Genomic DNA, 23,492 nt, shown 5'->3' with positions numbered 1-23,492 from the left:
GCTCACCCCGCCGCCGCCCGCTCCCGGCCCCGGGCCGCCGGGATCACCAGCGGGGTGCCGGACTCGGGGTCGTCGATGACCCGGCAGGGCAGCCCGAAGACCTCCTGGACGAGTTCGGCGGTGACCACCTGGGAGGGCGGCCCCTCGGCGACCACCCGGCCGTCGCGCATGGCGATCAGATGGGTGGCGTAGCGGGCCGCCTGGTTGAGGTCGTGGAGGACGGCGACGAGCGTGCGGCCCTGCTCCTGGTGGAGGCGGGCGCACAGGTCGAGCACCTCGATCTGGTGGGCGATGTCGAGGTAGGTGGTGGGTTCGTCCAGCAGCAGCAGCGGGGTCTGCTGGGCGAGGGCCATGGCGATCCAGACGCGTTGCCGCTGGCCGCCGGAGAGTTCGTCCACCGCGCGGTCGGCGAGGGGGTGGACCCCGGTGGCCGCCATCGACTCGGCGACCACCCGCTCGTCCTCCTCGGACCACTGCCGCAGCAACGACTGGTGCGGATAGCGCCCGCGCGCCACGAGGTCGGCGACGGTGATGCCGTCCGGGGCGATGGACGACTGCGGGAGCAGCCCGAGGGTGCGGGCGACCTGCTTGGCCGGGAGCGAGTGGATGTCCGCGCCGTCCAGCAGCACGGTGCCGGAGGCGGGCTTGAGCATCCGGGACAGCGCCCGCAACAGGGTCGATTTCCCACAGGCGTTGGGGCCCACCACGACCGTGAAGGACCGGTCGGGGACGGCGACGTCGAGCCCTTCGGCGATGGTCCGCCGTTCGTAGGCGAGGGTGAGGCCGTCACCCCTCAGCCGTGCCGCGTCGGTCAGCGGTGCCGGTGCCGGGCCGTCGCCCATGTCGGATGCTCCGTTCTCGTCGGTGGTACGGGGGGTGGCGGCGGTCATATCCGGCCCGCCCTGCGTTCGGTGGCGAGCAGCCAGATCAGGTAGCCGCCGCCGAGGATGCCGGTGACGACGCCCACCGGGAGCTGGTGGCCGGCGACCGCGCGCTGGGCCACCAGGTCGGCGATGACCAGCATCGCGGCGCCCAGGCAGAGCGAGGGCACCAGGTTGGGCCCGGGCGCCCGGGTGAGCCGGCGGGCGAGCTGCGGGGCGGTCAGCGCGACGAAGGCCACCGGGCCGGCGGTCGCCGCGGCCACCGACGACAGCAGCACGGCCGCCGCCAGCAGCACCACCCGCAGCCGGGTCGCCCGCACCCCCAGCGCCCGCGCCGCGTCGTCGCCCATCTCCAGCATCCGCAGGCCCCGTCCGCAGCCGAGCACCACCACGGGGACGAGCACCGCCAGCACCGCCAGCAACGGCAGCGCCTCGGCCCAGCCACGGCCGTCCAGGCTGCCGGTGAGCCACAGCACCGCGCGCTGCGCCTCCTGGATCTTCGCCCGGGTCAGCAGATAGCCGTTGACGCCGGTGAGGAAGGCGGCGACGCCGATGCCGACCAGCACCAGCCGGTAGCCCTGCAGTCCGTGACGGGCCGTCAGCGCGTAGACGACCAGACCGGTGGCGGCCCCGCCGGCCACCGCGCCGCCGGCCAGCGCCAGGCTGCCACCGCCGACCACCACGATCACGGTGAGCGCCCCGGCCGCGGCGCCCTGGGTGAAGCCGAGGATGTCCGGGCTGCCCAGCGGGTTGCGCACCACCGCCTGGAAGACCGCGCCGGCCAGCGCCAGCGCCGCGCCCACCAGCAACGCGGCCACCACCCGGGGCAGCCGCACCTGGTCCACGACGAACGTCTCGGCCGGCCCGCCGTTCCCGGCCAGGGTCCGCAGCACGTCCGCCGGGGACATCGGGAAGTCACCGCTGCCGATGGCGCCCACCGCCGCCACCAGCGCCAGCACCACGCAACCGGCGGCCACCGCCACCGTACGCGGCCGGAACCGCACCGACCGGCCGCCCGCGCCCCGCAGCACGCGTACCCCGCGCACCGTGACCCCGGCCGGCCGCACCGCCTCCGCCTGCCGTACCGCGCTCATGCCCGCGCCACCTTCCGCCGCGTCACGAAGAAGAGGAAGACCGGGCCGCCCAGCACCGCGGTGACGATGCCGACCTCCAGCTCACCGGGGCGGGCGACCACCCGGCCGACGACGTCGGCGCCGAGGAAGAGCACCGGGGAGAGCACCGCGCAGTACGGCAGCAGCCAGCGCTGGTCGGGTCCGGTGAGCGCGCGCACCAGGTGCGGCACGATCAGGCCGACGAAGACGATCGGCCCGCAGGCCGCGGTGGCCGCACCGCACAGCAGCGTCACCGCGACGATGGCGGCGGCGCGTACCCGCTGCGGACGGGCCCCCAGCGCCCGGGCCGAATCGTCGCCCAGCGCAAGGGCGTTGAGCGGCCTGGCCAGCGCGAGCGTCAGCAGCAGACCGGCGACGACGAAGGGCGCCAGCCGGGTCACCGTGGTCATGGTGGCACCGGCCAGCGAGCCCACCGTCCAGAACCGCATCCGGTCCAGCGAGGCGGCGCTGAGCACCATCACCGCGTTGACGTAGCTGTAGAGCGCGGCGTTGAGCGCGGCTCCGCCCAGCGCCAGCCGGGCCGGGGTCGCCGCCCGGCCGCCGCCCACCGCGTACACCAGCACCGAGACCACCGCGGCGCCCGCGAAGGCGAACCACACGTAACCGCCGAAGGTGCTCACCCCGGCGAAGCAGATCGCCGAGGCGACGGCCGCCGAGGCGCCGGCGTTGATGCCCAGCAGCCCCGGGTCGGCCAGCGGGTTGCGGGTCAGCGCCTGCATCACCCCGCCGGCCAGCCCCAGCGCCAACCCGGCGAGCAGCCCCAACAGCGTTCTGGGCAGCCGCATCTGGTGCACCACGGTGTAACCCGGCGAGCCGGCGTCGAAGAGCCCGTGCCACACCTCGGCCGGCGTGAGCTGCCGGGCGCCGACCGCGATGCTGAGGACCAGGACGGCGAGCAGGAGGAGCAGTGCGCCCAGCAGCCCGGCGGCGCGTGGCGCGGCCCGGCCGCCGGGGGACCGCCGGGAGGCCGGCGCGACCGCCGGTGCGTCCCGGCGGGCCTGCGGTGACGTGGTCAAAGGCATAGGGGCTCCGGTCGGGCCGGAATGGCGCTCCCGGCCGCTCGACAACAACTTTGGTTAGGTTAACCTAACCACACGACCCGGTCCCGGGCCCGGTCACCCGGGTTCCGCCGGCCCCGGCATGCCCGGGTCCCGGTCCGTCACGTACGAGAGAAGGCAGTTCCATGCTCCACGCCGAAACCGTCAACCCCTCCCGCCGGGGACTGCTGGCCGTGGGCGGTGCCGTCGGTCTCGGCGCGCTGCTCACCGCCTGCGGCAGCGGCGGCGGTTCGGGGCGGACCGAGTCCGGCAAGGGCGGCGCCTGGTCGTTCACCGACGACCGCGGCACCAAGGTGACCGCCGGGAGCACCCCGCGCCGGATCGTCGCCTACACCGGCACCGCCGCCGCGCTGTGGGACTTCGGCGTGCGCGACCAGCTCGTCGGTGTCTTCGGCGAGACGGTCGGCAAGAACGGCGCCCCCGACCCGCAGGCCGGCCACCTGGATGTGCACAAGGTGCGGATCCTCGGCAACGTCTACGGCGAGTTCAACGTCGAGAAGTACGCGGCGCTCCGCCCGGACCTGCTGGTGACCCACATGTACGACCCCGGCGCGCTGTGGTACGTGCCGGCCCAGAGCAGCGCCCAGATCCTCAAGCTGGCGCCCAGCGTCGCCGTCACCACCGCCCGGGTGCCGATGACCCGGCCCATCGAGCGGTACGCCGCGCTCGCCCGGTCGCTCGGCGCGGACCTGACGGCCAGACAGGTCACCGACGACAAGCGGCGGTTCGAGGCGGCGGCCGAGTCGGTGCGCAAGGCGGCCAAGGCCAACGGCGGCCTGAAGGTGATGGCCGCCTCCGGCAGCACCGACCTGTTCTACGTCTCCAACCCCGCGGTCAACACCGACCTGATGTACTTCCGCCAGCTCGGCGTCGACTTCGTGGTGCCCCAAAAGCTCGACAAGGGCGGCTACTTCGAGAGCCTGAGCTGGGAGAACGCCGACAAGTACCACGCGGACCTGATCCTGCTCGACGACCGTTCCACCGCCTTGCAGCCCAAGGACCTGGCGGCCAAGCCCGCCTGGTCGAAGCTGCCCGCCGTCAAGGCCGGCCAGGTGGCCCGCTGGGACGCGGTGCCCCGCTTCTCCTACGCCGGGGCCGCGCCGCTGCTGGAGTCCCTGGCCGCGTCGATCCGGCAGGCCAAGAAGGCCGGCTGACCTTCCCCACCACGCTCCGGGAGGAGATCCGCATGACCACCGCCACCGCAGCCCCGTTCCGGTTCTTCGACGCGCACGTGGTGCGCAGCGCGCGCCTGGGGCCCTCCATGGTCCGCGTCACCTTCGGCGGCGCGCAGTTGGACCAGTTCGCCAGTGGCGGGCGCGACCAGAGCTTCTCGCTCTTCCTGCCCCATCCCGGGCAGAGCCACCCGGTGGTCCCCACCGACGCGGGCACCGGCTGGTTCGCGCGCTGGCGGGCGATGGACCCGGCGGAGCGCGGGGTGATGCGTTCGTACACGGTGCGCGAGCAACGCCGTGAACAGGGCGAGGTGGACGTGGAGTTCGCGCTCCACGGGGACCTCGGGCCGGCCTCGCGGTGGGCGGGACGGGCCCGCCCCGGTGACCGGGTCAAGCTGCTGGGCCCGGCGGACCCGGAGAACAAGAGCGTCGGCTTCCGGCCGCCCGAGGGCACCGACTGGGTGCTGATCGCGGCCGACGAGACCGCGTTGCCGGCGGTCGCCGGGATCCTCGACTGGCTGCCGGCCGGTACCCGGGCCCGGGTGTGGATCGAGGTGCCGCACGCCGGTGACGTACGCGACCTGGCCACCCGGGCGGACGCCACCGTCAGCTGGCTGGTGCGCGAGAGCGCCCCGGCGCCCCGCTGCGACCTGCTGCTGGACGCCGTGCGTTCGGCACACCTGCCCTCCGGCGCCCCCTACGCGTGGATCGCGGGGGAGTCCGGGGCGGTGCGCGGGGTGCGCCGGCATCTCGTGGGTGAACGCGGTTTCCACCGCCGCCGGGTGACGTTCAGCGGTTACTGGCGGCGTGGTGCCACCGAGGAGGACCTGCGGGCCGAGGCGCTCTCCGGCGCCGCCCGAGACCGCGCCTGACCACATCCGAAGGGCCCCGCGAGCAGTTTGCCGCGGGGCCCTCGGCGTACCGGCGGCCGGTCCGTCCCCGGCGGGTACCCCCCGTCCGACCTGCAAGGGAAGTTAGGTTAGGCTAACCTAAGTCACCGTGATCTTGCGGATCGCGCAACCGGGAGGACAGGCATTGATTTCGCAGGCAGACCTCATCGAGTCGGCACCCGACGGAGCGGCGACCGCCGCCGACAGCAGGAGCCACCTGCTGGGCGACCAGACGGCCGAGCGCTACCGGCGTTCGCTCACCGAAGGCGTCACCCGCCTCGCCGAGCGGTTCGCCACCACCGGGCGGCCGTTCACCGGGATCTCACCCGAGGCGCTCACCCCCGAGGTCGCCGCCATCGACCTCGACCGCCCCCTCGGCGACACCACCGCCGCCCTCGACGAGCTGGAGGACGTCTACCTCCGCGACGCCGTCTACTTCCACCACCCCCGCTACCTCGCCCACCTCAACTGCCCGGTGGTCATCCCCGCCGTCCTCGGCGAGGCCGTCCTGTCCGCCGTCAACTCCTCGCTGGACACCTGGGACCAGAGCGCCGGCGGCACCCTGATCGAACGCCGGCTGATCGACTGGACCGCCGAACGCATCGGCCTGGGCCCGCACGCCGACGGCGTCTTCACCAGCGGCGGCACCCAGTCCAACCTGCACGCCCTGCTGCTCGCCCGCGAGGAGGCGGGCGCCGAACCCGGCCGGCTGCGTATCCTCGCCTCCGCCTGCGGTCACTTCAGCGTCCGCAAGTCGGCCAAACTCCTCGGCCTCGGCGAGGACTCGGTGATCGAGGTGGAGTGCGACGCCGACCGCCGCATGCGCCCCGACGCCCTCGCCCGCGAACTGCGCCGCTGCGCCGAGCGGGACCTGGTGCCGATGGCCGTCGTCGCCACCGCCGGCACCACCGACTTCGGCTCCATCGACCCGCTCCCGCGGATCGCCGACCTGTGCGCCCGGTACGGGGCCTGGTTCCACGTCGACGCCGCCTACGGCTGCGGCCTGCTGGTCTCCCGCACCCGCCGCCACCTGCTCGACGGCGTCGAACGCGCCGACTCGGTCACCGTCGACTTCCACAAGTCCTTCTTCCAGCCGGTCAGTTCCAGCGCCGTGCTCGTCCGGGACCGCGCCACCCTGCGGCACGCCACCTACCACGCCGACTACCTCAACCCGGCCCGGATGGCGAAGCGCCGCATCCCCAACCAGGTCGACAAGTCACTCCAGACCACCCGCCGGTTCGACGCCCTCAAACTCTGGCTCACCCTGCGCGTGATGGGCGCCGACGCGATCGGCGACCTCTTCGACGAGGTGGTCGGCCGGGCCGCCGACGCCTGGCGACTGCTGGCCGCCGACCCCCGCTACGAGGTGGTCACCCGGCCCCAGCTGAGCACCCTGGTCTTCCGCTACCTGCCCTCCGGCGACCACGACGACGCCACCGTCGACCGGGCCAACCTCCACGCCCGCGACGCCCTCTTCGCCTCCGGCGAGGCCATCGTGGCCGGCACCGTCGTCGACGGCCGCCACCACCTGAAGTTCACCCTGCTCAACCCGCACACGACACTGCACGACATCGCCACGGTGCTCGACCTGATCGCCGGCCACGCCGAAGCCCACCTGGCCGAGCAGAGCGCCACCACACGCCACCACGGCGAACTCACCGGCTCCCTCGCCCGCTGACCCCACCCTCCCCGCACCGGAGAACCCCTGTGTCCACCACCGCAGACAACCCGCACGTCCACGACTTCGTCGCCGTCGGACTCGGCCCCTTCAACCTCGGCCTCGCCTGCCTGACCGAGCCCATCGAGGAGCTGGACGGGCTCTTCCTGGAGAGCAAGCCCGACTTCGCCTGGCACCCCGACATGCTGCTCGACAGCAGCACCCTGCAGACCCCGTTCATGGCCGACCTGGTCACCCTCGCCGACCCCACCTCGCCGTACTCCTTCCTCAACTACCTGAAGGAGACCGGCCGGCTCTACCCCTTCTACATCCGCGAGGTCTTCTACCCGCTGCGCACCGAGTACAACGCCTACTGCCGCTGGGCCGCCGCCCGGCTGCGCAACGTGCGCTTCGGCCAGACCGTCACCCGCGTCGACCACGACCCGGCCACCGGCCACTACCGGATACGCACCCAGGACGCCGAATACCACGCCCGCCACCTCGTGCTCGGCACCGGCACCCCGCCGTACATACCCGCCGGCTGCGCCGAACTGCCCGGCGACGCCGTCCACAACTCCGGCTACCTGAGCGCCAAACCCGCGCTCCAGCGCAAGAAGTCCATCACCGTCGTCGGCAGCGGACAGAGCGCCGCCGAGATCTACCACGACCTCCTCCAGGACATCGACACCCACGGCTACCAGCTCACCTGGGTCACCCGCTCCCCGCGGTTCTTCCCGCTGGAATACACCAAGCTCACCCTGGAGATGACCTCCCCGGAGTACGTCGACTACTTCCACGCCCTCCCCGAGGCCACCCGCTACCGCCTCGAAGCCGGTCAGAAGGGGCTCTACAAGGGCATCGACGCCGAACTGATCAACGCCATCTACGACCTGCTGTACCAGAAGAGCGCGGCCGGCCCGGTGGACACCCGGCTGCTCACCAACACCGCGCTCACCGGCGCCCGTTACGACGAACGGGCCGCCTCCTACACGCTCCGCCTCCACCACGAGGAACAGGACCGCGACTTCTCGCTCACCACCGAGGGCCTGGTCTTCGCCACCGGCTACCGCTACCACGTCCCCGACTTCCTCGCCCCGGTACGCGACCGCCTCCGCTGGGACGGCCAGGGCCGCTTCGAGGTGGCCCGCAACTACAGCATCGACACCACCGGGCGCGGTGTCTTCCTGCAGAACGCCGCGAGCCACGCGCACAGCGTCACCTCACCCGACCTGGGCATGGGCCCGTACCGCAACTCCGTCATCATCCGCGAGATGCTCGGCCGCGAGCACTACCCGGTGGAAAAGGCCATCGCCTTCCAGGAGTTCGGCGTGCCGGCCGGCGCCGAGGAGGTGGCGGAGGCGTGACCGCAACCGTCTTCACCCGCCACGACGACCGGCTCGGCGCCTTCGCGCTGCGCCCGCTCGACCCGCACGCCGACGCCCCGCTGCTGCACCGCTGGGTCACCCACCCGAAGGCCGTCTTCTGGATGATGCAGGACGCCGACGTCGACCGGGTCGCCCTGGAGTACACCGCCATCGCCGACCACCCCCACCACGACGCCTTCCTCGGCCTCCACCAGGGCACCCCCGCCTTCCTGGTGGAACGGTACGACCCGGCCCGGGTGGAACTCACCGGGCTCTACGACGCCCGCCCCGGCGACGTCGGCATGCACTTCCTGTGCGCCCCCACCGACCACCCGCTGCCCGGCTTCACCCGCGCCGTGATCACCACCGTCATGGAGTTCCTCTTCACCGACCCGGCCGCCCGCCGGGTGGTGGTCGAACCCGACGTACGCAACACCGCCGTCCACGCCCTCAACGCGGCCGTCGGCTTCCGGCCCGTGGCAACCGTCCACAAGCCGGAGAAGGACGCCCTGCTGAGCATCTGCACCCGTGACCAGTTCCTGGCCACCCGAGGAGTCACCCGATGAACCCCCAGGACGCCGTCGCCCACCTCACCCCCGACACCTGGGCCCGCGCGACCCGCGCCCTGATCCGCAAGGCGCTCGCCGAGTTCTCCCACGAGCGGCTGCTGCGCCCCGAACCGCTCGGCGCCGGACGGTACGTGGTCCGCGCCGACGACGAGGCGGTGGAGTACCGCTTCGCCGCCGAGGTGCTCACCCTCGACCACTGGCACATCGACCCGGCGACCATCACCCGCCACCACCGCGACCACGGCCAACTCCCGCTGGACGCCGCCGCGTTCGTCACCGAACTGCGCCACCACCTCGGCCTGTCCGACGAGATCCTGCCGGTCTACCTGGAGGAGATCGCCTCCACCCTGGCCGGCGCCGCCTACAAGCTGACCAAGCCGGAGACGAGCGCCGCGGAACTGGTCACCGCCGGCTTCCAGGCGATCGAGACCTCGATGACCGAGGGCCACCCCTGCTTCGTGGCCAACAACGGCCGCCTCGGCTTCGGCGTCGACGAATACCGCGCCTACGCCCCCGAGGCCGCCGGCCCGGTACGGCTGATCTGGCTCGCCGCCCACCGCGACCACGCCACCTTCACCGCCGGAGCGGGCCTCGACCACGACACCCTGATGCGCGCCGAACTCGGCGACGGCACCCTGGCCCGGTTCGCCGCCACCCTGGCCGGCCTCGGCCTCGACCTCGCCGACCACGTGCTCATCCCCGTCCACCCCTGGCAGTGGTGGAACAAGCTGTCGGTGACGTTCGCCGCCGAGATCGCCGAACGCCGCCTGGTGTGCCTGGGCGAGGGCGACGACGCATACCTCGCCCAGCAGTCGATCCGCACCTTCTTCAACACCACCGACCCCGCCAAGCACTACGTCAAGACCGCGCTGTCGGTCCTCAACATGGGCTTCATGCGCGGACTGTCCGCCGCCTACATGGAGGCCACCCCGGCCATCAACGACTGGCTCGCCCGGCTGATCGACAACGACCAGGTGCTGGCGTCCACCAGGCTCACCGTCATCCGGGAACGCGCCGCCGTCGGCTACCGCAACCGCGGCTACGAGGCCGCCACCGACCCCGGCTCCCCCTACCGCAAGATGCTCGCCGCGCTGTGGCGGGAGAGCCCGGTGCCCGCCCTGGAGGACGGCGAGACCCTGGCCACCATGGCCTCGCTGCTCCACACCGACCGGCAGGGCCGCTCCTTCGCCGGCGCCCTGATCACCCGCTCCGGCCTGCCGCCCCGGCAATGGCTGCGCCGCTACCTCGACGCCTACCTCACCCCGCTGCTGCACAGCTTCTACGCCTACGACCTGGTGTTCATGCCGCACGGCGAGAACGTCATCCTGGTGCTCCGGGACGGCGCCGTGCAACGCGCCGTCTTCAAGGACATCGCCGAGGAGATCGCGGTGATGGACCCCGACGCCGTACTGCCGCCCGAGGTCGAGCGGATCCGTGCCGACGTCCCCGAGGACATGCGCCTCCTCTCCCTGTTCACCGACGTCTTCGACTGCTTCCTCCGCTTCCTCGGCGCCCTCCTCGCCACCGAGGGCGTCCTGGACGAGGAGGCGTTCTGGCGCAGCGTCGCCGAATGCGTCACCGACTACCAGGAATCCGTACCGCACTTCGCCGACCGCTTCCGCCGGTACGACATCTTCGCCGAGGAGTTCGCGCTCTCCTGCCTCAACCGGCTCCAACTGCGCGACAACCGGCAGATGGTCGACCTCCAGGACCCGTCCGGCGCCCTCCAGCTCGCCGGCACCCTGCGCAACCCCATCGCGCCCTACGCGCCCCGGCGGTGACCGCGGTGACGACGGCGACCGGGGCCGCCGAGGCGGCCGTCGAATACCGGCACCCGGCGCGGTGGGCCATCCTCGCGGTGGTCTGCCTCGCCGAGCTGACCGTGGTGCTCGACAACACCGTCCTCAACGTCGCCGTCCCCTCGCTGACCCGGCAGCTGCACGCGGGCACGGCGGCGGTGCAGTGGATGGTGAGCGCCTACGCCCTGGCGCAGTCCGGGCTGCTGCTCACCGCCGGCGCGCTGGCCGACCGGTGGGGGCGGCGCCGGATGCTCACGGCGGGGCTGGTGGTCTTCGGCGCCGGGTCGGCGGCGGCCGGGTTCGCCGGCTCGGCGGGCGCGCTGATCGCCGCCCGGGTCGGCATGGGTGTCGGCGGCGCGCTGATCCTGACCACCACCCTCGCCGTCGCCCTCCAGGTCTTCGGGGAACGGGAACGCCCCGCGGTCATCGGGGTGTGGAGCGCCGTCAACGCGCTCGGCTTCGCCTCCGGACCGCTGATCGGCGGCGCGCTGCTGCAACACTTCCGGTGGGGCGCGGTCTTCCTGGTCAACCTGCCCGTGGTGGCGGTCGCGCTGGTGGCCGTCGCCCTGCTGGTCCCCGAGTCACGCAACCCGGTCGGCGCCCGCCCCGACGTGCCCGGCGCGCTGCTGTCGGTCACCGGCACGACCGCGCTGGTCTTCGCGGTGGTCTCCGGCCCCCGGGACGGCTGGGCGGCCCCGCCCGTCCTGGGCGCCGCCGCCCTCGCGGTGGCCGCCCTCGCCGTGTTCGCCCGCTGGGAGAGGCGTACCGCCACGCCCATGCTCGACGTACGGTTCTTCCGCGACCGCCGCTTCACCGGTGCCGTCGCCGGGACCGTCCTCGTCACCTTCGGGATGGGCGGCGCGCTCTTCCTGCTCACCCAGGACCTCCAGTTCGTCCGCGGATACGGTCCGCTGACCGCCGGGTTGCGCACCGCGCCGCTCGCGCTGACCGTGGTGGCGCTCAACCTCACCGGGGTGTGCGCCCGGCTCATCCGCCGCGTCGGAGCCCCGTCGGCGATCGCGGCGGGGATGACCCTGCTGGCCGCCGGGGTGGCGCTGGTGGCGCTCTCCGGGACGGACGGCTACGCGCTGCCGTTCGCCGGGCTGGTGACGATGGGCGCCGGCTGCGCGCTGGCCAACCCGGCGATGGCCGAGGCGCTGATGTCGGCGATCCCGCCGGAACGGGCCGGGGTCGGCGCCGGCATCAACGGCACCCTCGCCGAACTCGGCAACGGCCTCGGGGTCGCCGTCCTCGGCGCCGTCCTCGCCTCCCGGTTCACCGCCCTGCTACCCCCCGGCCCGTCCACCTCCTTCCCCGCCGCCCTCGCCGCCGCCCACGACGCCCCCCACCGCGCCGCCGTCACCCACGCCTTCGCCTCCGGCATCGCCACCAGCCAACTGATCGGCGCCGTCGCGGTGTTCCTCGGCGGAGCGGTCGCCGCGCTGCTGCTGCACCGGGCGGACCGGACGTGAGCGTTCCGTTGGCGACTTGTGAGCTTCAGACCGCCGTACCCGATGTGCCCCCTCTCACATGCCGCGATCTATACGCCTCCGTATACGTGGAGCTAGTCTCGCGCTATACGCCACCGTATAGACGAGGGGGGCGACGGCATGACCGTCGGTTTCGTTGCTTTCCACTACCCGGGACCTGAGCACTTCGAGGAGTTCGTCGGCCGAGTGCGCACGGCTTGTGAGTTCGTGCGCACCCGGCCGGCCTGCCTGACGGCCGAATGCTGGGTCACGGCCGACGGCGAAGCGGTCGTGACAACCGGCCGGTTCGAGTCCGCGGAGGCCCTGAAGGCGGCGTTCGCCGCCGCCCGCGATTCCGGCGTGATCACCGAACGCGATGAACGCGAACACCGCCCCCGCGAGTTCTTCACCCTGCTGTCCAGGTAGCGGGGGAGACGGTACCCGCTCGGAATCAGCCATCCGCCGCACCAGGAGAACAGGGCCATGTCCGAAGTCACCCCCCACCGCCCAGGGGATCGGGTCGTCGAGGTTCCGCCCCCACCCCGATGGGCCGTCCGCGCCGCGTGTTCCTCCGCGCTCTCCGCGACCGTCGGATTCATCCCGCTCCACGCGATCCCCACGCAGACCAGCTTGACCTGCCGCGCAAGAACCGGTGGCCGCACCCGTCTCCGCGCCGGCCCCACCGGCAAGATCACGTCTCGGCTGGAGTACTAGGCTGTGCTTCGAGGACCAAGGAGAAGGCATGGAACCTTGCGCGGAGTGCGGTGCGCCGATGAACCCGCGGTCCTGTGACGAGTTGTTCCACGCCTTGCTCGCATTGGACCATTCGCGGCAGGCCCCGTGGGGTCCGCTGCACGGTGTCTCGGTCGCTTGCTTCCTGCTCCAACACCCCAGCCGGCTACCCACCGACGACGGCGCGATGGCTTGGGCACTCCTGCGCGCGTACATCGACGGCGGCCTCGACCAAGTGAACCAGCTCGTTGGTCAAGCTCGTCGCGGCAACTCCCACCGTGTGAAGGGCAATCCTTCCCGAGTCACCCCGGACGCGGCGCCACCGCACCGGGACGCGCCCCGATCTCATTTCTCCGTCACGATCCAAGACGTCGCCGTCGACGGGACGTTCCCCTCCGCGGAGTTCACGGAACGCGTCGAGGCTTGGGCCGCCGCAACGGTCGCCGCGTGGAGTGGCGGCACCTGATCGAAGATACTTCGACCTGCGGGCAACCCAAGGACGCCTGCACCAGCTCGCCGACGGGCAGCTGGCACCGTTGCCCACCGAGGTCGTCACCCATCTGAAGCACCTGGCGCGCTGGGGATTCACCCCTCGTTGGGTGGACCTGCAACGCGACCTGTGGATCCTTGTGTTCGCCACCCACCCGGACCAGGCGAGCACACTGTTTCACGACCAGAACGAGACCCTGGCCGCCCCCGCGCCGCGGCGCCTCTTCCTCGATTACGACCACGCGCACGACCTCGGCGCCGACGACCCCCGCATCAACGACATCGCCCGCCGGATCGCCGAAGCGACCCGAGCACGCTATGGTCCCGACGAACTGCCCAAGCTGGACGCCGCATCCGAGATCCCCGCCCTCATCCAGGGCACCGTCAACGCCTCGTCCCCTGCCTGGCGGCGACTCGACATGCTCATCCGCGCGCAACTCGACACGTGACTCGCCCGAAACTCCCTCGTCGGCCAGGCCCCCGTCAACGCCCGCATCCGCCGACAGAAGGGCATCCGCTCGGGCGGACGCCCCCTCGCTTCGCCGGCGAAATCGGCGCTATATGGCCGTTTGATTTCGCCGTAGCCCTTTGATTTCGCCGTAACCGCTCAGCTGCTCGGACCTGCTGCCGCGTGGTCTCCCTGCTGCGACTCGCCAAGCCTGCGATCCTAGCCGTGGCCGATGGTCAGAAGCCGAGCTGTTTCGAGCCCCCGTGGGTATGGCCCGGCCAGCTGAGCACTGGCACATTCCTCGGGAGGCCACAGTGAACGACAAGCGGATGGCGGATGCGCGCCGTGCGGTGCGTGAAGCAGCGGACCGGTTGGTCGAGCAGGGCGCAGCGTTGGCCGCGGCCTCGGCAGAGGCCGCGGAGATCGGTCTGGTGGCTCGTGTGGAAGATCTGCGGCGTGCGGTGATCGCTGCTTCGCTGGCGGGCGTCTCGCGCGAGGACTTGGCGCGGGATGCCGACGTGGATGTCGCGGTGGTCGACGATTTGGTCAGTGAATCGGCGGCGCAGTCGTCGTGATCAGCGCCTCCACCGGTAATGCGCTTCACCGGTGGAGGCGGACCGCACGATGGAAACCAGGTCAGTGGCCGGGCGGTGGAGCATGTGCCTCCGAGCCACCGTGGGCGGGCCGTCACGCCTTCGTCGACGGAGTGACGGGCCCCGCAAACGACCGGGCCGGGCCGGTGCCGGGTACCGCGGTCGTCAAGGACCAACAACTCCCGGCCCGGAGCCGATCACCGGCGGCAACGACTGGTGCCGCTCACCCGCCCGCATGCCAGGTGGCGATCAAACGAGGCTTGCCCTCGCGGTCCGTTACCCGCTGCCACTGGGCATGCGGCCTGCGACGGGCGCGTTCGGACCGGTCTACGGTCTGGTGAGCGGGGAGGGCCGCCAGGACAGGGCTGTCCAAGGGGCTGTCGGCGATACGGCGGATGGCGCCAGAGAGGAGGGCGCGCAGGGAGCGGTGCTCCCGTGGGGTGGTGGATGTGGTGTGCAGAGCCGGGAAGAGTGCCATGACAGGTCACCTCCGGAAGGCGCGTTGTCGGGGAGGTTGGGAGGAGTGCGTTGGCGCACGGTGGTGTGGCCGGTCGGTCAGGTCCGTCGGGTGTCCGGGCTACGGGGGTGTCGCGGCCTGGGTGATGCGGTGCGCGGCCGAGTACGGCAGGTCGGTGAAGCGCGCCAGCCAGTCCGCGTGGTGGCCCTGCCGGGCCAGGAGATAGGCGATGTGGACTCGCGGTTCATAGACGGCCTGGGGTGGAACGGCCGCGGTCGGCACGGTGAGAGGGTCGTCGAGCAGGTACGAGCGTTCGGCGCCGTCGTGGAGGGTGAGTCTCAGGGTGGGCACGGCGGCGAGGTGCCTGGTGACGGGCATGACGGCTTCTCCTTCCGTGTGAAGGGGTTGCCGGGCAGGGGGCCGACGGCGACCGGCGGGCAGGCGTGCCGGCGCCGTACGGGGGCTCAGTGGCTGAGCGCGACCTGGACGATCTTGAAGATCACCAGGACCATCGCTATGAGCAGGTAGGTCCGCAGGGCACCCATGCCGAGCTTGTAGCCGGTGGACATGGTGGGCCGGGTCAGGGTGTGCAGGGGCGGCATCCGCCAGGTGTCCCGGCCGGTGCGGTCGATCGGGTCCTCCTTGGTGCCGGTGCGGCGGCGGGTGAAGGCGTACCCCGCGGCCAGTACGCCGGCGATTCCGCAGGCAGCCATGATGTCGAGGATGGTGTTCGCGGAGATGTCGGGGAAGAGGACGGCGGCGGTGAGGATGACCGACAAGGTGACCAGGACGCCGACGACCGCGGAGGTGAAGGCGTTGGTCTTCGGGCCGTTGGCCCACGGGCCCAGGACCGCTTTGTCGTTGCAGAGCAGGAGCAGGAAGACCGAGGCGGACGGCAGCAGGACGCCGGCGAGGGTCTGGACGCCTTCGGTGAGCAGGCCGAGCGGGGAGCCGGGGATCAGCACGATCGTGGCGGCGGCGGCCACGAGTGCGGCGTAGACGGTGTAGAAGCCCTTGGCGCCGCCGACACCGCGGTGCAAGGAGTGCTTCAGGCCCAGGACGTCTCCGATGGCGTAGGCGGTGGACAGGGAGACGGCGAAGGCGCCGATGATGGAGGCGTCCAGCAGTGCGATGGCGAAGAGGACTCCGGCCAGTTTGCCGGCGTGGGCGGCCAGTCCGTGGGCGATGCCGGCGGCGTCGGTGAAGTGGCCCTGGCCGCCGGTGCCGGCGAAGGTGGCGGCGGTGAAGCCCATCATGGCCGCGGCGCCGATCACCACCACGGCGATGCCGATCCACAGGTCGGCCTTCTCGTACTTCATGAAGCGCGGTGTGATGCGCTTGTCGATGACGTAGGACTGCTGGAAGAACAGCTGCCAGGGTGCCACCGTGGTGCCCACGATGCCGATGATCAGCAGCATCACCGTGGCCAGCTGGCCGGAGCCGCCCGGCATGCCGGGGACCACGAAGTCGTGGACCATCGTGGAGGTGGCCGGGTGGGCCATGAAGTAGATCGGCACCAGCAGCAGCGAGGCCGCGCACAGTGCGATGGCCACCCGCTCGAAACGCTGGAAGGAGCCGGTGAAGGCCGAGGCGATGATGATGGCGGCGGCCAGGACCACCGCGGCCACCTTGGGCAGCCCGAGGTATCCGGCGGCCAGGGTGATCCCGATGAACTCGGTCACCAGGGTCAGGGCGTTGAGCAGGAACAGGTCGATGACGCTGAAGGCGCCCCAGAACTTCCCGAAGCGTTCCAGGATCAGCCGGGCGTGGCCGACGCCGGTGACCGCGCCGAGGCGCAGGACCATCTCCTGGTTGACGTAGAGCACGGGGATCAGCAGCAGCAGTGTCCACAGCAGGTGGGTGCCGTAGTTCTGGCCGGCCTGGCCGTAGGTGGCGAACGCGCCGGCGTCGTTGTCGCCGACCATCACGATCAGTCCGGGGCCGACGATCGCCAGCAGCGTCTTGAGTTTCGCGGTCAGGCCGGTGCGCGGTGCGGTGTCGTCGAGGCGGATGGTGCCCAGTGCTCCGCGGATGTCGCCGACGTGCGCGTCGTCGAGTACCGCCGTGGCGCGGGGGGTTTCCACCGGGGTGGCCGTGGTGGTGTGGGTCATGGCGTACCTCCCGTACCCCCGGGAGGGGGCGGACAGGGGGCACGCAGCAGCCATCCCCCCTGCGCGGAGGCGCAGGACGGCGGCCCGCGGCGGCACAAGGGCCGTGCGGGTGCGCACACAGGGGTCGCGGGGCCGGCGAGGGGCCGCGCAGGGAGGATGGTTACCGCGTGCCGGAAGAATGCGAGGACAAGCGGGGATGGGGCCGATGATGGCCCGGACTGCTACTGCAATCCATGTCTGTCGCCTCCTTCCGGCCGGGACGCGACCGTGCGCGTCGTCATCGACTCGGCAAGGAGCGGCCGGTCCCGCATCAACGCGGCCGGCTCACCCCAACTCGTCAGAGCTTTGGCACTCCACGGCGTGATCCCCGTACCGGGGAAGCCACTTGGGGTCACCCCTTAGGCCGGGGAGACCTGTCCTGACCCTGGGCGTCTCTCGACGTCGTGGGGTCAGTGGCCTGTGTCCGTGCAGACGCCTCACCGAACGAGGTGCCTCTTCAAACCTCCACGAGTGTAGCCCGACACTTGCGCGTCGACGCAACTCCATGGCGGACTCTTGACACTGCCGGAGCCCGGTGGCGGCAGCCGCGAAACCCGCCCGGGGCGCCGCTCGTACCTGGGCCCCGTCCGACCGCCTGCCGACCCGCGGCACCGATTGCGTTACGGCTGCGGGGACTTCGTCAAAGAAGGGTCGGCGCGTACGACCACGGCGTAGGAACCAAGGCCGAGCAGTCGGTCTCCGCGGATGTCGCCGAGAGCTGTGTACAGGGTGCGGAGTTGTCCGGTGGTGTTGTCGAAGGCGATGTCCTTGACGGTGCCGTGACTGGTGCCGTCTTCGGTCAGGACGCGCCGGCCGAGGGCCTCGTGGTGGGTGGGGAAGGTGTTCTGGCCGGGATCGGTGGCGGTGCGGGAGCGCACGATGACGGCGTCGGGCCCCACGGCTTCGACGGCGTCCCAGGCGATGGCCGCGGCGTGCTTCGGGGCTTGGGACAGGCGCAGGCAGGCGATGCTCCTGGTGTGCGCGTCGATGGTCAGGCTTTCCACCCGGCCAAGTGGTTCGGCCTCGTCGGCGGTGATCACGGGAAGCCCCTGGGCCTGGGTGAACAGCATCATGCCTGGCCTCCTTCCGCGGTGGCCGTGTCCGCGTACGGCTGTGCGCGGTGGGCGCGGAAGGCTTCGACCTGGGCGCTGAAGCTGGGCAGGTCGTCGGCGAGGAAGTGACGGGCGTGCGCGGGGACGACGAGTGCGCGCCCGGAGACGGCCAGCGTCTCTCCTCGGGGGATGAACGCCTTGCGCTGCTCGCGATCCAGGTTCTCGTTGGCGGCGATCTCGAAGCCGATCACGCGTCCGCTGCGACCGGCCTCGACCACGACATCCTGGATCGTGCCGATCTCCGTCCCCTGGTCGGTGAGGACGGGCGCGCCGATGACCTGACCGCGTTCGGCTTCTCCGGCACCGATGACCGCCTCCCGCTTCTCCAGGGCCGCTTCACCGGGGATCATCACGGCGGACGGTCCTACGGCGTGCACTTCGCAGAAGGGCAGGCTCGCCTTGAGAGGGCCGGCCAGCAGCCCGCGCCCGCTCAGGGTGAAGCCGGTGATCCGGCCGGCCCGTGCGTCGAAAACGGTGTCCCTGACCTGGGCGACCGCCTCGCCGCTCAACGTCACGACCACCCGTTTGGTCAGCTCCGAGGCGAGCATGTAGGCGTTCACCGCGGACCCTCCCGGCCGGAGACACGGCCCGAACGGATGGCGATCACCGTGCCGCTGCGGCGTCTGGCCTGAACCGTCAGTGCTGTTGCGGTGAGCACGCCCGCCACCGCGACGAGGAAGACCACCCAACCCCACCATTCCATCGCCGACCTCCTCGATACCGCCTTCACCATGGCCGTCGCTTCGTCCGGCGGTCCTTCGGCTATGCGCTTACCCGGGGTACGAGCTCGCATGCTCTGGGTGGGTGGCGGGTGGATTTCTCCTGGAGGGGCCGTGCGGGGTAGCGCGTGCGCCGCCGCGCTCGGGACGTGTCGGTTCGTGCACGGTGGGTAGGCGAGCGCTCACAAGTCGAGAGCAGGAGGCGACGATGGACGCGCTTGCGGGGCTACTTCAAAGGGCCATGAGCCGAAGGGGCCTGTCGGCCGAGGCGGTTGCCGCCCGGACCGGCATCCGGACGCCGCGGATCAAGGCTTTCGGGGAGGACGGTGCGACGGGTCCCGTCCGGCCCACCGAGGAGGAGTTGAGCGCACTCGCCACCCTGCTGTCCTTGCCGACCGCTGAGGTGCTGGTGGCTGCGGGGACCCACGTGGTCGGACACGAGCGGACTCGATGAGCTGGAGAACACGATGCCGCTGACGCGCGCTGATCGGTTCTGAGCCGTGCCCTGATTGCGCGACCCGTGGCGGGGTATCGGTGGCCGTGCCGAGTGCCGTCCATGAGGTCAAGGGGACGGGTGGCGTTGCCGGTTGCGGATCGGCGTGACCAGGGACCATCGACTGCGGAAGGGGTCGCATGACCGACGTGGAGGAGGCTGACGCCGGCAGCAGATCCCGCGCACCCGAGGCGGCCGGCGCGCCGGGCCGGTGGCGGGCCTGGCTTCTGCAGGGCCTGAGTGAGCAGGCGGCCCGGCACCCGGGTCCACACCGTAGGCCCCGTCCCGAGCAGGAGGGGCACCGGTGGTGGCGGGTGATGTGCCTGACCGGTGTCGACTACTTCTCCACGCTCGGCTACCAGCCCGGTATCGCCGCGCTCGCGGCCGGCCTGCTGTCTCCGCTCGCCACCGTGGTGCTGATCGCGTTGACGTTGTTCGGTGCGCTGCCGGTCTACCGGCGGGTGACGCGCGAGAGTCCGCACGGCGAGGGCTCGATCGCCATGCTGGAGCGGCTGCTGCCGTGGTGGCCCGGGAAGATCTTCGTGCTGGTGCTGCTCGCGTTCGCCGCGACCGACTTCATGATCACCATCACGCTCTCGGCCGCGGACGCCGCCGCGCACGTGGTGGAGAACCCGTTCGCCCCGCACTGGTCGCACAGCGCCAACCTGTCCATCACGCTCGTTCTGATCGGCATACTCGCGGCTGTCTTCCTGAAGGGCTTCCGTGAGGCCATCGGCATCGCGGTGGTGCTGGTGGGCGCCTACCTCGCCGTCAATGTCGTCGTGCTCGCCGTGGCGGTGTGGCACGTCGTCGGTCATCCGGTGCGGATCCGTGACTGGACGGAGGCGATGACGGCGGCGCACAGTTCCCCGTGGGCCATGGCAGGCGTGGCGCTGCTGGTGTTCCCGAAGCTCGCCCTGGGCATGTCCGGCTTCGAGACGGGCGTCGCGGTGATGCCCCAGGTCCAGGGCGACCCGTCGGACACGTACCAAAGGCCCGAGGGCCGCATCCGCGGGACACGCCGACTGCTCACCACGGCCGCCGTCACCATGAGCTGCCTGCTCCTGCTGTCCAGCGTGACGACGACGATCCTCATCCCGCAGAACGCCTTCAAAAGCGGCGGACCGGCCAACGGCCGCGCCCTGGCCTACCTGGCGCACCAGTACCTCGGGCAGGCGGGTGGCACGGTGTACGACGTCTCGACCATCGCCATCTTGTGGTTCGCCGGAGCCTCCGCACTCGCCGGCCTGCTGAACCTCGTCCCGCGGTACCTCCCGCGCTACGGCATGGCGCCGGAATGGACACGGGCCGTACGCCCGTTGGTGCTCGTGTTGATGGCAGCGGCCGTCCTCATCACCCTGTGGTTCCACGCGGACGTCGACAGGCAGAGCGGCGCTTACGCGACCGGCATGCTGGTGCTGATGCTGTCGGCATCCTTCGCCTCCACGGTCGCGGTGCACCGCCGAGGCCACCGGTGGGCGACCGTCGGCTTCGCTTCGATCACCACGGTCTTCGGCTACACCCTGGTGGCCAACGTGGTCGAACGGCCCGACGGCATCAAGATCGCGGCGATCTTCACCGTGGCCATCCTGGTCACCTCCTTCGGCTCGCGGGTGCACCGGGCGTTCGAACTGCGGGTCGGGGACGTCCGTCTGGATCCGCGGGCGCGGCGTGTGGTGCGGCGGGCCGCCGCGGAGGGCCCGCTCCAGCTGATCGCTCATCAGCCAGCCGAACAGCACGGGAACTCCCCGGGGTTCATGCCGCAGGCGCCGGCTCAAGTCCCCGTCGGCGGGCCGCCCCTTCTCCTCGAAGTGTCGGTGCGGGATTCGTCGGACTTCACGGCGGACGTCACCGTCCACGCCACCGAGGGGGACGGAGCGGCCCGCCTGCGGGTGCAGGGCCCGACGATCCCCAACACCATCGCGGCGATCCTGCTGGAGCTACGAGACCTCACCGGCGAGGTGCCGCATGTGTACTTCAGCTGGACCGAGGGCGGGCCGGTGGGCCGTCTGCTGCGCTTCCTGGTCTTCGGGGACGGCGAAGTGGCCACGGTCACCCGCGAGGTGCTGCGCCGCGCCGAGCCGGACCCGCGACGCCGGCCGCACGTCCACGTGAGCTGAGGTCACCCCTCCTGGTGGGCGCGCAGGACGAGCATGGCACGGGCCTCTACTTCCACCTTGCTGCCGCTCTTGATCAGCGGCCGGTACTCGGTGTACGGGATGGCGGTGTCCACTTCCACCGCCCACCACGGATCGAGTTCCTCGGGGACGGTGAAGCCCAGCGCCTGGCTGTGGGCGTTGAAAAGCAACAGGAACGAGTCGTCCTCGACCCGCAGGCCCCGCGCGTCCGGCTCGGTGATGGCCTTGCCGTTGAGGTGGACCATGAGGGACCTGGCGAAGCCGGTCTCCCAGTCGGTGCCGGTCATCTCGTGCCCGGCGGGGGTGAACCAGGCGATGTCCTTCTCGCCCGTACGGCCGTCCCGCGGGGCGCGGCCCTTGAAGAACCGGCGCCGGCGGAAGACGGGATGCTTGCGGCGCAAGGCGATCAGCTGGCGGGTGAACTCGGGCAGTTCGCTGGCCTCGGTGACGTTCGGCCAGTCGATCCAGGCCAGTTCGTTGTCCTGGCAGTAGGCGTTGTTGTTGCCGTGCTGGCTGCGGCCGAGTTCGTCACCGTGCAGCAGCATCGGTACGCCCTGTGAAAGCAGCAGGGTGGTCAGGAGATTGCGCTGCTGACGCGAACGCAGCGCCAGGATGTCACGGTCGCGGGTGGGGCCCTCCGCGCCGCAGTTCCAGGAACGGTTGTGGTTCTCGCCGTCGCGGTTGTCCTCGCCGTTCGCCTCGTTGTGCTTGTCGTTGTACGAGACGAGGTCGCGCAGCGTGAACCCGTCGTGCGCGGTGACGAAGTTGACCGACGCGTAGGGGCGGCGGCCGTCGTTCTGGTACAGGTCGGACGATCCGGTCAGACGCGAGGCGAACTCACCGAGTGTGCCACCTTCGCCGCGCCAGAAGTCGCGCACCGTGTCGCGGTACTTGCCGTTCCACTCGGTCCACAGCGGCGGGAAGTTGCCGACCTGGTAGCCGCCGTCGCCGACGTCCCAGGGCTCGGCGATCAGCTTCACCTGCGAGATGACCGGGTCCTGCTGGACGAGGTCGAAGAAGGACGACAGCCGGTCCACCTCGTGGAACTGCCGGGCCAAGGTGGCGGCCAGGTCGAAGCGGAAGCCGTCGACGTGCATCTCGGTCACCCAGTACCGCAGCGAGTCCATGATCAGTTGCAGCGTGTGCGGGTGGTTCATCCGCAGGCTGTTGCCGGTGCCGGTGGTGTCCCAGTAGAAGCGCGGGTCCTGGTCCGACAACCGGTAGTAGGCAGCGTTGTCCAGGCCGCGCAGCGACAGCACCGGCCCGAGATGGTTTCCCTCGGCGGTGTGGTTGTAGACGACGTCGAGGATCACCTCGATGCCCGCCTCGTGCAAGGTCTTGACCATCGACCGGAACTCCTGCACCTGCTCACCCCGTTGCCCGGACGAGCAGTAGGCGTTGTGCGGGGCGAAGAAGCCGATGGTGTTGTAACCCCAGTAGTTCGACAGGCCCTTTTGGACCAGCACGTGGTCGTCGACGAACTGGTGGACCGGCATCAGCTCCACCGCGGTGACGCCCAGTGTGACGAAGTAGTCGACCATGGCCGGGTGCGCCAGCGCCGCGTACGTACCGCGCATCGCCTCCGGTATCGCCGGATGGGTCTTCGTCATGCCCTTCACGTGGGCCTCGTAGATGACCGTTTCGTGATAGGGGGTGCGCGGCGGGCGGTCGCTGCCCCAGTCGAAGAAGGGGTTCACCACCACTGACTTCGGCGCGTACCGGGCGGAGTCCAGATCGTTCCGCCGGCCGGGGGCGTCGAAGTGGTACGGGAAGAGCGCCTCGTCCCACACGACGTCGCCCTCGATCGCTTTGGCGTACGGATCGAGCAGCAGTTTGTGGTGGTTGCAGCGTTCGCCGCGCTCGGGCCGGTACGGTCCGTGCACCCGGTACCCGTAGCGCTGGCCCGGGCCGATGTCGGGCAGGTAGATGTGGTGGACGAAGCCGTCCACCTCCTTGAGGGCGACACGCTCCTCGGCGCCGTCCTCGTCGAAGAGACACAGCTCCACGCGCTCCGCCACCTCGGAGAACACGGCGAAGTTCGTCCCCGCACCGTCGAACGTCGCGCCCAAGGGCGACATCCGACCCGGTCGCGGGCCCACCTCGGTGTTCTCCTGCCATATACGCATGATCGGCGCCTCCCCGGCACGGACGGCGGGCAGCCCGCACCCG

21 protein-coding genes and 1 riboswitch are annotated in these 23,492 nt (G+C 71.3%); of the genes, 12 read left to right on the top strand and 9 right to left on the bottom strand.

From position 1 onward, the window contains the following. Positions 1 to 2: 2 nt before the first annotated feature. Genes SCATT_RS29870 through SCATT_RS29860 form a run of 3 tightly spaced genes read right to left on the bottom strand, consistent with a single transcriptional unit; the run spans position 3 to position 3,036 of the window. On the bottom strand, positions 3 to 842 hold the full coding sequence (locus SCATT_RS29870) for an ABC transporter ATP-binding protein (RefSeq protein ID WP_042507763.1): 840 nt from the start codon (positions 840 to 842) through the stop codon (positions 3 to 5). 44 nt (positions 843 to 886) lie between these two features. Then, the gene (locus SCATT_RS29865; RefSeq protein ID WP_014151668.1) at positions 887 to 1,975 is read right to left on the bottom strand and encodes a FecCD family ABC transporter permease; all 1,089 of its coding nucleotides are present in this window, start codon (positions 1,973 to 1,975) and stop codon (positions 887 to 889) included. After that, positions 1,972 to 3,036 carry a FecCD family ABC transporter permease gene (locus SCATT_RS29860; protein ID WP_014151669.1) on the bottom strand — a complete coding sequence of 355 codons (1,065 nt, stop codon included), beginning with the start codon at positions 3,034 to 3,036 and terminating at the stop codon, positions 1,972 to 1,974. Before SCATT_RS29860 ends, SCATT_RS29865 begins: the two co-directional genes overlap by 4 nt. Before the next feature lie 161 nt (positions 3,037 to 3,197). On the opposite strand from SCATT_RS29860, the gene SCATT_RS29855 reads away from it, so the two are divergent. From SCATT_RS29855 to SCATT_RS29805, 11 genes are all read left to right on the top strand, one after another. Continuing rightward, positions 3,198 to 4,226, top strand: a complete 1,029-nt coding sequence (locus SCATT_RS29855; RefSeq protein ID WP_014151670.1) for an ABC transporter substrate-binding protein — start codon at positions 3,198 to 3,200, stop codon at positions 4,224 to 4,226. A gap of 32 nt (positions 4,227 to 4,258) precedes the next feature. After that, a complete protein-coding gene (locus SCATT_RS29850; RefSeq protein WP_014151671.1) occupies positions 4,259 to 5,116 on the top strand; it encodes a siderophore-interacting protein in 858 nt (285 codons plus the stop codon). 166 nt (positions 5,117 to 5,282) lie between these two features. Beyond that, a complete protein-coding gene (locus tag SCATT_RS29845) occupies positions 5,283 to 6,812 on the top strand; it encodes a pyridoxal phosphate-dependent decarboxylase family protein (protein WP_322972900.1) in 1,530 nt (509 codons plus the stop codon). Positions 6,813 to 6,841: 29 nt separating this feature from the next. After that, a complete protein-coding gene (locus SCATT_RS29840) occupies positions 6,842 to 8,155 on the top strand; it encodes a lysine N(6)-hydroxylase/L-ornithine N(5)-oxygenase family protein (protein WP_014151673.1) in 1,314 nt (437 codons plus the stop codon). Next, positions 8,152 to 8,721, top strand: a complete 570-nt coding sequence (locus SCATT_RS29835) for a GNAT family N-acetyltransferase (protein WP_014151674.1) — start codon at positions 8,152 to 8,154, stop codon at positions 8,719 to 8,721. Before SCATT_RS29840 ends, SCATT_RS29835 begins: the two co-directional genes overlap by 4 nt. Further along, complete coding sequence (locus SCATT_RS29830) at positions 8,718 to 10,505, top strand: IucA/IucC family protein (RefSeq protein ID WP_014151675.1); 1,788 nt, start codon at positions 8,718 to 8,720, stop codon at positions 10,503 to 10,505. The genes SCATT_RS29835 and SCATT_RS29830 overlap by 4 nt, the downstream gene beginning before the upstream one ends. Beyond that, complete coding sequence (locus tag SCATT_RS29825) at positions 10,502 to 11,995, top strand: MFS transporter (RefSeq protein WP_014151676.1); 1,494 nt, start codon at positions 10,502 to 10,504, stop codon at positions 11,993 to 11,995. Before SCATT_RS29830 ends, SCATT_RS29825 begins: the two co-directional genes overlap by 4 nt. A 138-nt stretch (positions 11,996 to 12,133) precedes the next feature. Then, the gene (locus tag SCATT_RS29820; protein WP_014151677.1) at positions 12,134 to 12,418 is read left to right on the top strand and encodes an antibiotic biosynthesis monooxygenase; all 285 of its coding nucleotides are present in this window, start codon (positions 12,134 to 12,136) and stop codon (positions 12,416 to 12,418) included. 316 nt (positions 12,419 to 12,734) lie between these two features. Continuing rightward, positions 12,735 to 13,190 carry a DUF5946 family protein gene (locus tag SCATT_RS39885; protein ID WP_014626800.1) on the top strand — a complete coding sequence of 152 codons (456 nt, stop codon included), beginning with the start codon at positions 12,735 to 12,737 and terminating at the stop codon, positions 13,188 to 13,190. After that, a complete protein-coding gene (locus SCATT_RS29810) occupies positions 13,177 to 13,662 on the top strand; it encodes a hypothetical protein (protein ID WP_014626799.1) in 486 nt (161 codons plus the stop codon). The genes SCATT_RS39885 and SCATT_RS29810 overlap by 14 nt, the downstream gene beginning before the upstream one ends. A 313-nt stretch (positions 13,663 to 13,975) precedes the next feature. Beyond that, positions 13,976 to 14,236 carry a hypothetical protein gene (locus SCATT_RS29805; protein WP_014151680.1) on the top strand — a complete coding sequence of 87 codons (261 nt, stop codon included), beginning with the start codon at positions 13,976 to 13,978 and terminating at the stop codon, positions 14,234 to 14,236. Between the two features lie 595 nt (positions 14,237 to 14,831). On the opposite strand, the gene SCATT_RS29795 is transcribed toward SCATT_RS29805, so the two are convergent. The 5 genes from SCATT_RS29795 to SCATT_RS39115 form a co-directional block, all read right to left on the bottom strand. Further along, positions 14,832 to 15,089: a hypothetical protein gene (locus SCATT_RS29795; RefSeq protein ID WP_014151682.1), complete on the bottom strand. Its 258-nt coding sequence runs from the start codon at positions 15,087 to 15,089 to the stop codon at positions 14,832 to 14,834. 86 nt (positions 15,090 to 15,175) lie between these two features. Further along, positions 15,176 to 16,822 (bottom strand): NRAMP family divalent metal transporter, encoded by a 1,647-nt coding sequence (locus tag SCATT_RS29790; RefSeq protein WP_014151683.1) that lies wholly within the window; start codon positions 16,820 to 16,822, stop codon positions 15,176 to 15,178. Between the two features lie 321 nt (positions 16,823 to 17,143). Then, positions 17,144 to 17,317, bottom strand: a riboswitch (M-box (ykoK) riboswitch). Positions 17,318 to 17,481: 164 nt separating this feature from the next. Continuing rightward, entirely contained in the window at positions 17,482 to 17,934 is a 453-nt protein-coding gene (locus tag SCATT_RS29785) for a PRC-barrel domain-containing protein (RefSeq protein WP_014151684.1), read from the bottom strand. After that, complete coding sequence (locus SCATT_RS29780; protein WP_014151685.1) at positions 17,931 to 18,533, bottom strand: PRC-barrel domain-containing protein; 603 nt, start codon at positions 18,531 to 18,533, stop codon at positions 17,931 to 17,933. Before SCATT_RS29780 ends, SCATT_RS29785 begins: the two co-directional genes overlap by 4 nt. Then, positions 18,530 to 18,676, bottom strand: a complete 147-nt coding sequence (locus SCATT_RS39115; protein WP_014151686.1) for a hypothetical protein — start codon at positions 18,674 to 18,676, stop codon at positions 18,530 to 18,532. The genes SCATT_RS29780 and SCATT_RS39115 overlap by 4 nt, the downstream gene beginning before the upstream one ends. A gap of 649 nt (positions 18,677 to 19,325) precedes the next feature. Here SCATT_RS39115 and SCATT_RS29770 point away from each other — a divergent pair. Continuing rightward, entirely contained in the window at positions 19,326 to 21,305 is a 1,980-nt protein-coding gene (locus SCATT_RS29770; RefSeq protein WP_014151688.1) for an amino acid permease, read from the top strand. A 2-nt stretch (positions 21,306 to 21,307) separates the two neighbouring features. Here the strand turns inward: SCATT_RS29770 and glgX are convergent, their stop codons facing one another. Then, positions 21,308 to 23,449 (bottom strand): glycogen debranching protein GlgX, encoded by a 2,142-nt coding sequence (gene glgX, locus SCATT_RS29765; RefSeq protein ID WP_014626794.1) that lies wholly within the window; start codon positions 23,447 to 23,449, stop codon positions 21,308 to 21,310. Positions 23,450 to 23,492: the final 43 nt, after the last annotated feature.

Origin of the sequence: Streptantibioticus cattleyicolor NRRL 8057 = DSM 46488 (genome assembly GCF_000240165.1) — a bacterium.
Taxonomy (GTDB): domain Bacteria; phylum Actinomycetota; class Actinomycetes; order Streptomycetales; family Streptomycetaceae; genus Streptantibioticus; species Streptantibioticus cattleyicolor.
Note: the sequence above shows the minus strand (reverse complement) of the source record. Positions and strands in the feature narration are given on the sequence as shown.